Source organism: Vibrio sp. B1FLJ16 (genome assembly GCF_905175385.1).
Taxonomy (GTDB): Bacteria; Pseudomonadota; Gammaproteobacteria; order Enterobacterales; family Vibrionaceae; genus Vibrio.
The window spans coordinates 871,393-885,708 of record NZ_HG992749.1 but is presented as its reverse complement, the minus strand read 5'-3'; the positions used below and the strand labels follow the sequence as shown (position 1 = coordinate 885,708).

Genomic DNA, 14,316 nt, shown 5'->3' with positions numbered 1-14,316 from the left:
AACAGCCGATTCTAACAATCGACAATTTTAATATTCTGCTACTCGATTTTGCAGTTGCAGTGATGTAATCGATCTTTCTTTACATAACACTGCAACTGTTTCGATAACGAGTAAATTACACCGAGCGATTTACCAGCATCGACTTAATATGGCCGATAGCTTTCGTCGGATTTAGTCCTTTAGGACAAACACTTACACAATTCATGATGCCATGGCAACGAAAAACGCTAAATGCATCATCAAGATCAGACAAGCGTTCATCTGTCGCCGTATCGCGGCTATCAATTAACCAACGATATGCCGCAAGTAGACCTGCCGGACCGATAAATTTATCCGGGTTCCACCAGAACGACGGGCAAGATGTTGTACAACATGCACACATAATACATTCGTACAGACCATCTAAATGCGCGCGGTCTTCTGGCGATTGCAGGTTCTCACGTGATGGTGGTAATGCACCATCATCAATCAAGAATGGTTTCACTTTCGCATAGTTGTCGTAGAACTGTGTCATATCCACGATAAGATCACGTACTACAGGTAAACCCGGAAGTGGGCGAATTACGATCTTGTCGCCTTGAAGAGCAGACAACGGTGTAATACATGCAAGACCATTTTTACCGTTCATGTTCAAACCATCAGAACCACAAACACCTTCGCGACAAGAACGACGGAATGAAATGCTTGGATCTTGCTCTTTAAGCAGAATCAGTGCATCCAGAACCATCATGTCTGAGCCTTCTTCTACCTCAAGCGTGTAGTCTTTCATGTAAGGCTTAGCGTCTACATCCGGATTGTAACGGTACAAAGAGAAGTTAAGTTTCATCTTCATTTCCTCCCTTAGTATGTACGTACTTTCGGCGGGAACGCGTCGCGGTGTACTGGCGTCATGTTTACATCACGCTTAGTCATCGCTTCTGTTTCCGGGTTGTAGATAGAGTGACACAGCCAGTTCTCGTCATCACGCTCTGGGAAGTCGAAACGAGCGTGTGCACCACGGCTTTCTGTTCGGTAGTTAGCTGCAACAGCTGTTGAGAATGCCGTTTCCATCAGGTTGTCTAGCTCAAGACACTCAATACGCTGAGTGTTGAACTCAGAAGACTTATCCGCTAGGTGAGCGTCTTTCAGACGTTCACGAATCACTTTCAGCTCTTCCAAGCCTGTTGCCATTGCATCACCTTCACGGAATACCGAGAAGCTGTTTTGCATACAGCTTTGCAGATCTTTACGGATTTGTACCGGATCTTCACCACCAGTACTGTTCTCCCAACGCATAGTACGCGACAGAGAAGCTTCGATGTCGGATTCCGTCGCTGGGCGAGCTTCAACTTGTGCTGCAAGTGTTTCACCAAGATGCAGACCAGTAGCACGCCCAAATACAACCAAATCTAGTAGTGAGTTACCACCAAGACGGTTCGCACCGTGAACAGATACAGAAGCGATTTCACCACATGCGAATAGTCCTTGGACTTCCGCTTCGCTGCCATCAGCCAATTGCTTGATTGCCTGACCAGAAACCTGAGTCGGTACACCACCCATCATGTAGTGACAAGTCGGGATTACAGGAATCGGCTCTTTTACAGGATCAACGTGTGCAAACGTACGAGACAGTTCACAGATACCAGGCAGACGTGACTCAAGCACTTCTTTACCTAGGTGATCCAGTTTCAGTTTAATGTGTGGACCCCAAGGACCGTCACAGCCACGGCCTTCGCGGATTTCTATCATCATAGAACGTGCAACAACGTCACGACCTGCAAGGTCTTTCGCGTTTGGAGCGTAACGTTCCATGAAACGTTCGCCGTCTTTGTTTAGAAGGTAACCACCTTCACCACGACAACCTTCTGTTACAAGAACACCTGCGCCAGCGATACCCGTTGGGTGGAACTGCCACATTTCCATGTCTTGCATAGGAACGCCCGCGCGTAGAGCCATACCAACACCGTCACCAGTGTTAATATGCGCGTTAGTTGTTGAAGCGTAAATACGGCCTGCACCACCAGTAGCAAGGATTGTTGCTTTAGATTTGAAGTAACAGATTTCTCCTGTTTCCATACAAATCGCAGTACAACCCATGATCGCGCCATCTTGGTTTTTCACCAAATCTAACGCGTACCACTCAGAGAAAATGGTCGTTTTGTGCTTAACGTTTTGTTGGTAAAGCGTATGAAGAAGTGCGTGACCTGTACGGTCTGCCGCCGCTGCTGTACGCGCAGCCTGCTCACCACCAAACTCTTTTGACTGACCGCCAAATGGACGCTGGTAAATAGAGCCATTATCAAAACGAGAGAATGGAAGACCCATTTTTTCTAGCTCGATAACAGACTCAGGTCCGTTTTTACACATGTATTCGATGGCGTTTTGGTCACCAATGTAGTCCGAACCTTTTACAGTATCGTACATGTGCCACTGCCAATCGTCTTTGTGCGAGTTACCCAGAGCAACGGTGATACCACCCTGCGCTGATACTGTATGAGAACGAGTTGGAAATACTTTAGATAGCAAAGCACATGAAAGGCCTTGCTCAGAAATTTGTAGTGCAGCGCGCATACCTGCACCACCAGCGCCGATTACTACGGCATCAAACTCACGAACTGGAATAGACACTTACGCACCCCACAAAATAAATAGACCAGAGAAGACATAGCCGAATAGCACGGCAATAACACCAAGTTGTAGTGCGCCACGCAGTTTCGCGCACTTAATATAGTCGGTGAAGACTTGCCACATACCAATCCAAGCATGAATCAGTACCGATAGCAGCGCCAACATGGTGAAAACTTTGGTAAAAGTACCACCAAAGAATTGGGTCCAAGATGCATAAGAGATATCTGAGAATGCACAGAAGCTAACCAGATAAATCGTGTATAGCGTCATAATGATGGCAGTCGCACGAATCAGTAGGAAATCGTGTACACCATTACGACCAAATGAAGAGACGTGTTTTACCATACCATTATCCCCGCCAATAGTGACAATACTGCAGTAGCACCGAAGGCAACTTTCGCGCTCATCGTGCCTGAATCCAGTTCTTCAAAATAACCTAGATCCATCAACAAGTGACGAATACCACCAGCAATGTGGTACGCGAGTGCAGTTAAGATTCCCCACAAGATGAATTTTACGAAGAAGCCATCAACGATATCTGTAGCTTCCATAAAACCCATTGGGGATGACAGAGAAATGGACAGTAACCAAAGTAGTATACCCACCGCAACAAACGTAATTACCCCTGACACACGGTGCAGGATGGATACGATTGCTGTGATAGGAAAGCGGATGGTCTGTAAATCTAAATTAACAGGTCTTGACTTTCTTTCTTTCACGGGCTTGCTCACTCAGCTCCATTGAGCATTTATTGTTATAACCAATTTCAGCTTCCAAATGTACAAAAGTTAACATCTTTGCAACAAATTCAGCAAATAATCACCGAGATAATTGTAAACAACTTGTTAACAACGGGAACCATCACCAAGCCTCACTCTTTGTTATAGCCCCGAATTTATAAGGATTTAACCAAAATTTTCATTGCCAATATACGGCGAGCAACATTCTAATACAATTGGTGTAACAAATTATGCTACATAGAACAGATTTTTAACGATTTACCAAGAAAAAATCAAAACAAGTGCACACAAAGCTGGAGAAAAATTGACTTTACTCTTTAACAACAGTAAAAACATGGCACACAAACATCCTGGACGGATTAAATAATAAACAAAGGAGATTGTTATGGCGGATAAGAAAGCTACCCTTCATGTTGAAGGCCAAGCACCAATCGAACTGCCAATTATGGAAGGTACTTTAGGTACCCCTGTAATTGATGTTCGTAAACTGGGAGCCAATGGTTACTTTACTTTTGACCCTGGTTTTCTTGCCACGGCATCCTGTGAATCATCAATCACTTACATCGATGGTGGCAAAGGTATACTTTTACACCGCGGTTTCCCGATTGATCAGTTAGCCAATAACGCAGATTACCTCGAAGTATGTTACATCCTTCTTTATGGTGAAGCCCCTACCCGAGACCAATACGAGAAGTTCAAGAAAACTGTTACTCGTCATACTATGGTACATGAGCAAATCGCAAGCTTCTTCCACGGCTTCCGACGTGACGCTCACCCAATGGCAGTAATGTGTGGTGTAGTTGGAGCGCTTGCAGCGTTCTACCACGATTCTCTTGACGTGAATAACGACGAACACCGCGAAATTGCGGCGTACCGTCTGATTTCAAAAATGCCTACATTGGCGGCGATGTGTTACAAATACTCAATCGGCCAGCCTTTTATCTACCCTCGTAACGACTTAAGCTACGCGGAAAACTACCTGCACATGATGTTCGCAAACCCATGTGAAGAGTATGAAGTAAACCCTGTAGTAGCGCGTGCTATGGATAAAATCTTCACGCTACACGCAGATCATGAGCAAAATGCTTCAACGTCAACTGTACGTCTGGCTGGCTCTTCCGGTGCAAACCCATTCGCATGTATTGCTGCTGGTATTGCATCCCTTTGGGGCCCTGCTCACGGCGGCGCTAATGAAGCATGTCTGAAGATGCTGGAAGAAATCGGCAGCGTTGATAACATCCCGGAATACGTTGAGCGTGCGAAAGACAAAGATGACCCATTCCGTTTAATGGGCTTTGGTCACCGTGTTTACAAGAACTACGATCCACGTGCAACAGTAATGCGTGAAACGTGTCACGAAGTTCTAAAAGAGCTAAACATTCAAGATCCTCTACTAGACGTTGCAATGGAACTTGAGCGTATCGCTCTTTCTGATGAGTACTTCGTTTCTAAGAAACTGTACCCGAACGTAGACTTCTACTCAGGTATCATTCTTAAGGCGATAGGTATTCCGGTATCAATGTTTACGGTTATCTTCGCGATTTCCCGTACGATTGGCTGGATTGCTCACTGGAACGAGATGCACAGCGATCCGCTGAACCGTATCGGTCGTCCTCGTCAGCTATACACTGGTGACGCACAGCGTGAATTTTCACCTCTTCATGAGCGTGAGTAATCCATCAGCTAAATACCTTATAAAAAGGTAAAAAGGGTTGAGATGTAAGTCTCAACCCTTTTTTCATTTTGGCAGTTAACGTATGTTAAACCGGATTATCAATATCTATAAACTCAACCAGTAAGCCGTATTCGTCAGCTAACCACTTTCCAAGCGCTTTGATGCCGTAACGCTCTGTTGCATGGTGACCCGCTGCAAAATAATGAATATCCATCTCACGTGCTGTATACGTCGTACGCTCAGAAATCTCACCGGAAATAAACGCATCCAATCCATGCTGAACAGCTAACTCAATGAAATCTTGACCGCCCCCCGTACACCAACCTACGGTCTCGATCATTTTATCTGCATTTTCAGGAGCGATGTGCAGAGGTTCTCTATCAAGCACTTGGTTGATCTTGCTCGCAAATTCAGCACCTGTCATCGGCTTTTTCAAACGTCCATACATCGCTACTGACTGTGGATGCCCTTCCAAGCCGCCTTCAACTTCAATTTCAAGCAGACGAGCAAGCTCAACGTTGTTTCCGAGTTCTGGGTGAATATCTAGCGGTAGATGATAACCATATAAGTTGATGTCATTCTTAATTAAACTACGGATCCGCTTTCCCTTCATGCCACGGATGGGCTCAGGCTCACCTTTCCAGAAGTAACCATGATGGACAAGCAAAGCATCGGCGTTAAGTTCAACAGCCTTATCAATCAAAGCTTGTGAAGCAGTGACACCAGTGACAATACGCTTCACCGCTGATGTGCCCTCTACCTGCAATCCATTCGGAGCGTAATCTTTAATTAACTGCGGTGAAAGTTTGTCGTTAAGAATCTGTTCTAGCTTTAAATTATTCATCATCAAGTCCAATTTCCAGTGCATATTCCCCAGATAGCGTCGTATATAAAGTGTATATCGAACCGAGTTGTTGATGCCAGATCTCCTTTGCCCACAGCCGTCAAAATTCGTTACAATTGCGTAGCATCTTATTGTTCGGAACCAAAGGGAAGAGGAAAGCGATGAATCAACTGCAACGTTTTTATCAATGGATCGCAACGTCGCCACCACTTTTTCAATTACGAGCGCCCTTTGTAACTCTTGAAGAGGTATCCGCACCTCCTTTATGCGCGTCTGAAGAGTACAACGGCAACCCAAGACTCGGCTTTCTCTATCAGCACTTATGTACCATGCTGCTATCTAATTCTCATCACTACCAAATAGTGGCAGAAGAGATTCAACTAAATGCCCCTGACGGACGAACCATAGGCGCTGTAGATTTGATATTGAAAAATACCGAGTCAGGACAGATTGAACACTGGGAAGTGGCAATTAAGTTTTACCTTCTTCACCAGGGTGTCTGGTACGGGCCTAATGCCCACGATCAACTGGACAAAAAGCTGGATAGAATGCTGACCCATCAGTTGAAGATGAGCGACAGGCCCGAGTTCCGGGAACTATTTCCTCTTGAGACTCCTCCGGTAGAGCGCTTGCTAATGCAGGGACGCCTTTACATCAACCCCTTTTGTGAAGAACACATCCCCGCGGACTGTTTAGGTTATGGGCTAGAGCAAACCCAAATATCCGGCTATTGGTGTTATCAAAGCCAATGGGAGCAAATTGGCGAGCCCCTGTATTCTCTGTCTAAGCCAATGTGGGCAATTGGTACCGAAGAACATTTAGAACCAATAGAAAAACCGTCAGGGAAATTTGTTCACGCTCAGACCAAAAGTGGTCAATTTTGGTTTGTTGTAGAAGATTCCTGGCCAAACAAGGAATAGACATCCATAAAATACAAAGGGCTGACACATGGTCAGCCCTTGATTTAAATCTTAATGTTCTAATAGCAATTGTGACGTATTACAACCCAGCCGCTGCAAATACCTGATTAACAATCTCTTGTGCTTCCGCTTCAATCTGTTTCAGGTGCTCTTCACCTTTGAAGCTCTCACAGTAGATCTTGTAAATATCTTCCGTACCAGACGGGCGAGCAGCAAACCAGCCGTTTTCTGTTGTCACTTTCAAGCCGCCGATCGCAGCGCCGTTACCAGGAGCATGAGTAAGTCGAGCTGTGATTACGTCACCGGCTAGTGTTTCTGCAGAGACCATTTCTGGCGACAACTTCTTCAACACGTCTTTTTGCGGACCGTTTGCTACTGCTTGGATACGGTTGTACTTAGATTCACCGTGTTTAGCGGCCAACTCTTCGTAGTACTCTTGAGGGTTTTTACCCGTTACTGCTGTGATTTCTGCCGCAAGTAGACAAAGTAGAATACCATCTTTATCAGTAGACCACGGCGTACCGTCTTTACGCAAGAAAGACGCACCGGCACTTTCTTCACCACCAAAGCCGAACTTACCCGTATATAGTCCGTCAACAAACCACTTAAAGCCAACAGGTACTTCACACAGCTCGCGGCCCAGATCAGCAACAACGCGATCGATAAGAGCACTGGAAACCAGCGTCTTACCCACAGCGACATCTTTACCCCAAGCGTTGCGATGACGATATAAGTAGTCAATACAAACTGCCAGGTAATGGTTTGGGTTCATTAAACCTTTAGGTGTAACAATACCGTGGCGGTCATAATCCGGGTCGTTACCAAATGCTAAGTCGTATTCATCTTTCAGTGCTAACAGACCAGCCATTGCGTAAGGAGACGAACAGTCCATACGAACTACGCCATCTTTGTCCAGTGACATAAACTGGAACGATGGGTCAATCGCTTCGCTCACCAAGGTAAGATCCAGGTTGTACGCCTGACCGATTTGGCGCCAGTAGTCGATGCCGCTACCGCCAAGTGGATCTACACCAATTTTTAGATTGGCTTTTTGGATCGCTTCCATATCGATAACGTTAACCAAATCATCGATATACGGTTTGACTAAATCAACTTCAACGAACAAATCAGAAGACTTAGCTTCTTGCAATGGCAGACGTTTAACACCTTTTAAACCATCGGCAATAAGCTCGTTCGCGCGATCTTCAATCGCTTGAGTCAGCTCAGCTTCCGCCGGACCACCATGAGTAGGGTTATATTTGATACCGCCATCTTGAGGTGGATTGTGAGATGGTGTGATCACAATACCATCAGCTTTTTCGTCGTGTTTGATGTTGTAAGTCAGAATAGCGTGAGAGATGCCAGGAGTCGGTGTGTAGCCATTATCCTGCTGAACTATCACTTTAACACCGTTCGCAATCAAAACTTCGATAACGCTTGAAAACGCAGGCTCAGACAATGCATGAGTATCTTTACCCACAAACAGTGGTCCTGTTGTTCCCTGCTCAGCCCGTACCTCTGCAACTGCCTGAGCGATTGCCAGAATGTGGTTTTCGTTAAAAGTATGCTTGTCTGCAGTACCACGGTGACCTGATGTACCAAACTGAACCTTATGTTCTGAGTTGGTCGCATCGGGTTGAAGCAGGAAGTAATTAGCAACTAAGGCTGGAATATTATGAAGATCTTCCTGCTGCGCTCTTTGCCCAGCACGAGGGTGCATAGCCATATCTGACATCCTTTTTTAAAAATAGCAAACTAAAAAGCCTCATAATATATGCTAAATGCTACACATTATGAGGCTTCTATCAGGTTTCTTAAATTGAACCAGTTACTTTCTCTATCAAGTCCGGCTGGAAACCCATGTGCGTCATCACTTGCTCAACCATCTGTCTCTTACGACTGGTATTGTTATTGGTGATAACCCAAAATGGTGTTTCAGGAATGGCTTTAGGTTTCGTTGTATTGCCGTTAGCCAGCAAGGTTTCTTCATTATCAGCAAAGTAAACGCGCTTACGTCCCTTTACATTTGTCGCTTGTGCGAAACCTTCTGGATTTAACTTATGTAACGTTGACAGAACCAACATGAAGCGATCAATCGCTTTCTTAAGATCGGCAAACTCATCAGAGATCAACAGTGAGCGCATTGCCTTCACTGTGTCGATTTGTTCTGTCTTACCTGCATCTTTACTTACTACAATCCCTTGTGGCTTCTCTACTACAGGCGCAACTTTTGCTTCCTGCAACTGACCATCAAGGTTTAAAAGGCGTCGCAAAATATCCGAGGCACTTTCACCGATATGCTTAGTTTGACCAGCAATGTAACGGTACAGATCCTCATCAACCTCAATTGTTTTCATTCGCTTTTCACATTCTCAATGTTTAAACTCTGGGGAATTATACCCAAATCGCCTCAAGAAGCTAGGTTAAGCAAGAATGACTTGGCTCGCAGTCGAGATAACAATTTGAAGATCTGGTGATTCTGGGTCATTTGGGTATATAACCAGATCCTTGCGGATACTCCACGTAAAACTCATCACAAATAAGATAAAATGTCAGCATTACTCAACTATAAGCAAGAAGGCCAAGGCCAAACGGTTGTTTTGATTCATGGATTGTTTGGTAGTTTAAGCAATCTGGGACTATTGGCTCGCGATCTGGTCCAGGATCACTCTGTCATCAGTGTAGACCTGCGAAACCATGGCCTTTCGTTTCATTCAGATACACATACCTATACCGAAATGGCGCAAGACGTTGCTAATTTACTAGGCCATTTAGATGTTGAACCCTCCATCATTGTTGGTCACTCAATGGGTGGTAAAGTCGCAATGAAACTTGCAGATATTGCGCCACAGTTTGTTAAACAGTTAGTAGTATTAGACATGGCTCCCGTCGCCTACACGACAAACCGTCATGAGAACGTGTTTAACGGCTTACGAGCTGTAATTGAGCAAGAGCCAACCAATCGCCAGCAAGCAATGGATATTCTCGCTCAGCACATTGAGATTGACGGTGTCAGACAGTTTCTCTCCAAATCGCTTTATAAAGAAGGCAATAAAATGGCTTGGCGCTTTAACGTTAAAAGCCTGTCAGACAATTACGCAGAGATCATCGGCTGGCAAGAGATCACCCCGACTGAGATCCCGACTCTTTTTGTAAAAGGTGGCGATTCCGATTATCTAATGCCAGAGCACCAGGCAGCCGTACAGAAACAGTTTAAGCAAGCTAAAGCGCATATTATTGCTAACACTGGCCATTGGTTGCACGCAGAAAAGCCCGCAGAAGTCATGCGAGCGATTCGGAAATACATTACGGCTTAACAAATTGACAAGCTAGCATCGATTATTGAGATAACCCTTCTTGTAGTGCATTAACTTTACCGTTTAACAGTGGTATAGTGCGCGCAATAATTTTCGGCATGAAGGACTACAATGCTCTACGACTACATGGATATGCTCGAATCTATCGGGCTCGATCTTCTTTTTGCTGCTATCTTCTTCTTCATCGGGATGGCGATAAAAGATGTACTGAAGCAAGGCAATGTACCTGTTTTTGGTCGTCGTATTGTATGGTTAGTCCTTTTTCTAGGCTGTGCTGGCTTTATCGCAAAAGGTATAATTCAGCTGACTTGGGAAGGCTCGGGGTTAGGCTAACCCCTTAGTACCATAGCCAACAACAAACAATGTAAAGGTATAGACTCTATGGCAAGTGTAGGTATCTTCTTCGGTAGCGACACAGGTAATACTGAAGCCGTTGCAAAGATGATTCAAAAGCAACTAGGAAAGCAACTAGTTCACGTTCAAGACATCGCGAAAAGCAGCAAAGAAGACATTGATAACTTTGATCTTCTACTTCTGGGTATCCCAACTTGGTACTATGGTGAAGCACAGTGTGACTGGGATGACTTCTTCCCAGAGCTAGAGCAAATCGACTTCTCTACCAAGTTAGTCGCTATCTTTGGTTGTGGTGATCAAGAAGACTACGCAGAGTACTTCTGTGATGCAATGGGCACAGTACGTGACATCGTTGAATCAAAAGGCGGTACTATCTTGGGTCACACATCGACCGAAGGCTACGAGTTCGAAGCGTCTAAAGCACTTGTTGAAGGTGATGACAGCCAGTTCGTAGGCTTATGCATTGACGAAGATCGTCAGCCTGAGTTAACTGACGAGCGTGTCGAAAACTGGGTAAAACAGATTTACGAAGAGATGTGTCTGGCTGAGCTTGAAGGCTAAGCTAATACAGAACTTGAAAAGACCTCCTCTAAGGAGGTCTTTTTGTAAGTAATGATTATACCAATCGTAGTAAATAACTGGTCATTCTAGCTTGTTAAAACACTCGATAACTACCTTGAACTTTTTGATTGTAGAATAATTACTTATCGAAAAAGTTCGCCTTGTTCTCAAGCATTTTTCCTGCGCTATTTTTGAACACTTATTTACTGTGATTGGTATTATGAAACTTCTGTCGCGACTTCATCCTCTCGATATTGGGGCTTTTTGCGAACATAAAGCTTACGTTTCACTTCAGACACCACGTTCCCGTCCTGATCTTTGACATAAATGATGAACTCGGGAAACCATTTATCGCCACTACGTGTCCTTTTCAGTATCTCTTCAATCATTCCTTCTGAGATTTCAAAGTCGGCGAATAAATCACTGTGTCCCGGTTTAATAAAGTTTATGCTCGCCTCTTTATCCCAGACATAATATTCCTCCTTCAGAATCCCGATAAGCATCATTGAATAGATGGGATCAGTCAGAGAAAAGATACTTCCGCCATATTGAGTTCTATTAGCGTTTTTGTTCCACCAGCTGAGCTTCAAACGCACTTTTACCAACCGAAAGTCTTCGGAAATATGTAAGATTTTGATTCCAGATCCCCAAAATGGCGGCCAAAGGTTGAGCCCGAATTTTATGATGCCCGGTTTATAAATTTTGGCGATTCGCTTATCCATTGCAGTCCCTGCTCTCTACGTTACTGATGTTACTAAAATGTAACTGGTATGATCTCTAATATAATTGACCGATTTCTAATTTACAAAGAAAGAATATATTAACCCTTTGAAGTTCGTGGTTTAATGTTTATAGCGCTTCGCCTATAATGGTAGGAATATTGAATTCTGTTAAATCGCTGCAGATGATCCAACGGGAAAGTATATGTCAGATAATAATCAGGCGCTGAAGGATGCGGGCTTAAAAGTGACCCTTCCAAGGCTAAAAATTCTAGAAGTACTTCAGCAGCCAGACTGCCAGCACATCAGTGCTGAGGATTTGTACAAAAAGTTGATTGATCTAGGTGAGGAAATTGGCCTAGCTACGGTTTACCGAGTACTAAACCAGTTCGACGATGCAGGTATCGTCACTCGTCACCACTTCGAAGGTGGTAAATCAGTCTTCGAACTTTCAACGCAACATCACCATGACCACCTAGTTTGCCTGGATTGTGGCGAGGTTATTGAGTTTTCTGACGATCTTATCGAAGAGCGTCAAAAAGAAATAGCGTCTAAATACAACGTAACCTTAACTAACCACAGCCTTTACTTGTACGGCAAATGTGGTGACGGTAGTTGTAAAAACGATCCTAACGCACACAAACCAAAGAAATAAACACCAAAAAAGCGCTCATAGAGCGCTTTTATTTTGTCAGTTGTTCAGTTAGCAAATATAAAAAATGCCAGTCACAAGACTGGCATTTTTATTATGACTCGCAATTACTTAGCTTCAATTTTTGCCCATGTATCGCGAAGACCTACTGTACGGTTGAACACTAGGCTATCTGACGTTGACTCTTTAGAATCAGCACAGAAGTAACCCATACGCTCAAATTGGTAGACTTTTTCAGCCTCAGCAGAGCCAAGACTTGGCTCAACAAAACCGTTGATCACAACAAGGGATTCAGGGTTAATCGTTGCAGCAAAATCATCTGCAGCACCAGGGTTTGGTACAGTAAATAGTCGGTCATATAGACGAATTTCTGCTGGAAGTGCTTTATCCGCTGATACCCAGTGGATTACGCCTTTAACCTTACGACCATCAGCTGGGTTTTTACCCAGAGTATCTGCATCGTAACTACAGAAAATTGTCGTGATGTTGCCTTCAGCGTCTTTTTCAACACGCTCAGCTTTAATCACATAAGCACCACGAAGACGAACTTCTTTACCTAGCACCAAACGCTTGTACTTCTTGTTCGCTTCTTCACGGAAGTCTTCGCGTTCAATCCAAACTTCGCGAGTAAACGGTACTTCACGTTCACCCATTTCAGGTTTATTTGGATGGTTAGCTAATGTCAGGTTCTCAACCTTACCCGCTTCAAAGTTTTCGATAACTAACTTTACAGGGTCTAACACAGCCATTGCACGCGGTGCGTTTTCATTCAGATCATCACGGATACAAGATTCAAGAGAGCTAAACTCAATCATGTTGTCTTGTTTGGTAACACCGATGCGCTTACAAAACTCACGAATAGACGCAGGTGTAAAGCCGCGGCGACGCAAACCAGAAACGGTTGGCATACGTGGGTCATCCCAACCGTTAACCAGCTTTTCAGTCACTAGTTGGTTCAGCTTACGCTTAGACATTACTGTGTATTCAAGGTTTAGACGGCTGAACTCGTATTGGTGCGGACGACAATCAATTGTAATGTTGTCCAGTACCCAGTCGTAAAGACGACGGTTATCCATAAACTCAAGAGTACAAATTGAGTGTGTAATACCTTCTAAAGCATCTGAGATACAGTGTGTGAAGTCGTACATCGGATAAATGCACCACTTATCACCAGTTTGATGGTGAGTCGCAAAACGAACACGGTACAGAACCGGATCGCGCATAACCATGAAAGAAGAGCCCATATCAATCTTCGCGCGAAGACATGCTTTACCTTCTTCAAACTCACCAGCACGCATTTTTTCAAACAACGCTAGGTTTTCTTCAACAGGGCGATCACGGTACGGACTTGGTTTACCTGGCGCTTTCAGCGTGCCACGGTACTCACGAATCTGCTCTGGACTTAGCTCATCTACATACGCTAAGCCTTTATTAATCAATTCAATTGCATATTCGTAAAGCTTATCAAAGTAGTTTGATGAGTAACATACTTCACCACTCCACTCGAAGCCCAACCAGTTTACATCTTTCTTGATAGACTCAACGTATTCGATGTCTTCTTTTTCAGGGTTAGTATCATCAAAACGTAAGTTACATTGACCCTGATAGTCCTGAGCAATACCGAAGTTCAAACAGATAGACTTAGCATGACCGATATGCAGGTAACCATTTGGTTCCGGCGGGAATCGAGTATGCACGCTAGTGTGTTTACCATCCGCTAGATCCTTATCAATGATCTGGCGAATGAAGTTTGATGGACGAGCATCAGCTTCACTCATCTATAGCACCTCAAAAATAATAGTATTGTCAGAGAAAACGGTACTCTGTATCCGAACTAGGAATTACAGAGTGCATTGTTCCTAATGATCCACAATTCTAAACGATTAGACAACAAGAACTGTCATTAAAACGGCAATATTTATCGAGT

At 44.2% G+C, this 14,316-nt stretch carries 15 protein-coding genes; 6 read left to right on the top strand and 9 right to left on the bottom strand.

What is annotated here, in order from left to right; all coding sequences use genetic code 11:
• Positions 1–115: 115 nt before the first annotated feature.
• From KHN79_RS04120 to sdhC, 4 genes are read right to left on the bottom strand one after another with little or no spacing between them, the layout of a single operon-like run.
• Positions 116–826, bottom strand: coding sequence for a succinate dehydrogenase iron-sulfur subunit (locus KHN79_RS04120; RefSeq protein ID WP_182011384.1), 711 nt, complete (start codon positions 824–826; stop codon positions 116–118).
• 14 nt (positions 827–840) lie between these two features.
• Positions 841–2,607, bottom strand: coding sequence for a succinate dehydrogenase flavoprotein subunit (gene sdhA / locus KHN79_RS04115; RefSeq protein ID WP_182011385.1), 1,767 nt, complete (start codon positions 2,605–2,607; stop codon positions 841–843).
• Complete coding sequence (sdhD, locus tag KHN79_RS04110) at positions 2,608–2,952, bottom strand: succinate dehydrogenase, hydrophobic membrane anchor protein (RefSeq protein ID WP_128413576.1); 345 nt, start codon at positions 2,950–2,952, stop codon at positions 2,608–2,610. It lies immediately after the preceding gene.
• On the bottom strand, positions 2,946–3,338 hold the full coding sequence (gene sdhC, locus KHN79_RS04105) for a succinate dehydrogenase cytochrome b556 subunit (protein WP_182011386.1): 393 nt from the start codon (positions 3,336–3,338) through the stop codon (positions 2,946–2,948). The genes sdhD and sdhC overlap by 7 nt, the downstream gene beginning before the upstream one ends.
• 394 nt (positions 3,339–3,732) lie before the next feature.
• Between sdhC and KHN79_RS04100 the strand changes: the two genes are divergently transcribed.
• Entirely contained in the window at positions 3,733–5,022 is a 1,290-nt protein-coding gene (locus tag KHN79_RS04100; RefSeq protein ID WP_182011387.1) for a citrate synthase, read from the top strand.
• Between the two features lie 85 nt (positions 5,023–5,107).
• Here the strand turns inward: KHN79_RS04100 and KHN79_RS04095 are convergent, their stop codons facing one another.
• Positions 5,108–5,866, bottom strand: coding sequence for a Nif3-like dinuclear metal center hexameric protein (locus tag KHN79_RS04095; protein WP_182011388.1), 759 nt, complete (start codon positions 5,864–5,866; stop codon positions 5,108–5,110).
• Positions 5,867–6,027: 161 nt separating this feature from the next.
• On the opposite strand from KHN79_RS04095, the gene KHN79_RS04090 reads away from it, so the two are divergent.
• Entirely contained in the window at positions 6,028–6,786 is a 759-nt protein-coding gene (locus KHN79_RS04090) for a DUF1853 family protein (RefSeq protein ID WP_182011389.1), read from the top strand.
• Between the two features lie 79 nt (positions 6,787–6,865).
• On the opposite strand, the gene pgm is transcribed toward KHN79_RS04090, so the two are convergent.
• Positions 6,866–8,512 (bottom strand): phosphoglucomutase (alpha-D-glucose-1,6-bisphosphate-dependent), encoded by a 1,647-nt coding sequence (gene pgm / locus KHN79_RS04085; RefSeq protein WP_182011390.1) that lies wholly within the window; start codon positions 8,510–8,512, stop codon positions 6,866–6,868.
• 88 nt (positions 8,513–8,600) lie between these two features.
• On the bottom strand, positions 8,601–9,143 hold the full coding sequence (gene seqA, locus KHN79_RS04080; RefSeq protein WP_182011391.1) for a replication initiation negative regulator SeqA: 543 nt from the start codon (positions 9,141–9,143) through the stop codon (positions 8,601–8,603).
• A gap of 192 nt (positions 9,144–9,335) precedes the next feature.
• Here seqA and KHN79_RS04075 point away from each other — a divergent pair, with 192 nt between their 5' ends.
• The 3 genes from KHN79_RS04075 (at position 9,336) to fldA (ending at position 11,018) form a co-directional block, all read left to right on the top strand.
• Entirely contained in the window at positions 9,336–10,103 is a 768-nt protein-coding gene (locus KHN79_RS04075) for an alpha/beta fold hydrolase (RefSeq protein WP_182011392.1), read from the top strand.
• 111 nt (positions 10,104–10,214) lie between these two features.
• Complete coding sequence (locus KHN79_RS04070; RefSeq protein WP_005461613.1) at positions 10,215–10,436, top strand: DUF2788 domain-containing protein; 222 nt, start codon at positions 10,215–10,217, stop codon at positions 10,434–10,436.
• Positions 10,437–10,484: 48 nt separating this feature from the next.
• The gene (gene fldA / locus KHN79_RS04065) at positions 10,485–11,018 is read left to right on the top strand and encodes a flavodoxin FldA (protein ID WP_014231139.1); all 534 of its coding nucleotides are present in this window, start codon (positions 10,485–10,487) and stop codon (positions 11,016–11,018) included.
• Between the two features lie 218 nt (positions 11,019–11,236).
• Here the strand turns inward: fldA and KHN79_RS04060 are convergent, their stop codons facing one another.
• Positions 11,237–11,740: a DUF4442 domain-containing protein gene (locus KHN79_RS04060; protein WP_182011393.1), complete on the bottom strand. Its 504-nt coding sequence runs from the start codon at positions 11,738–11,740 to the stop codon at positions 11,237–11,239.
• A gap of 202 nt (positions 11,741–11,942) precedes the next feature.
• Here KHN79_RS04060 and fcrX point away from each other — a divergent pair, with 202 nt between their 5' ends.
• Positions 11,943–12,392 (top strand): ferric iron uptake transcriptional regulator FcrX, encoded by a 450-nt coding sequence (gene fcrX / locus KHN79_RS04055; protein WP_182011394.1) that lies wholly within the window; start codon positions 11,943–11,945, stop codon positions 12,390–12,392.
• Positions 12,393–12,496: 104 nt separating this feature from the next.
• Here the strand turns inward: fcrX and glnS are convergent, their stop codons facing one another.
• Positions 12,497–14,167 (bottom strand): glutamine--tRNA ligase, encoded by a 1,671-nt coding sequence (glnS, locus tag KHN79_RS04050; protein WP_182011395.1) that lies wholly within the window; start codon positions 14,165–14,167, stop codon positions 12,497–12,499.
• Between the last annotated feature and the right edge of the window lie 149 nt (positions 14,168–14,316).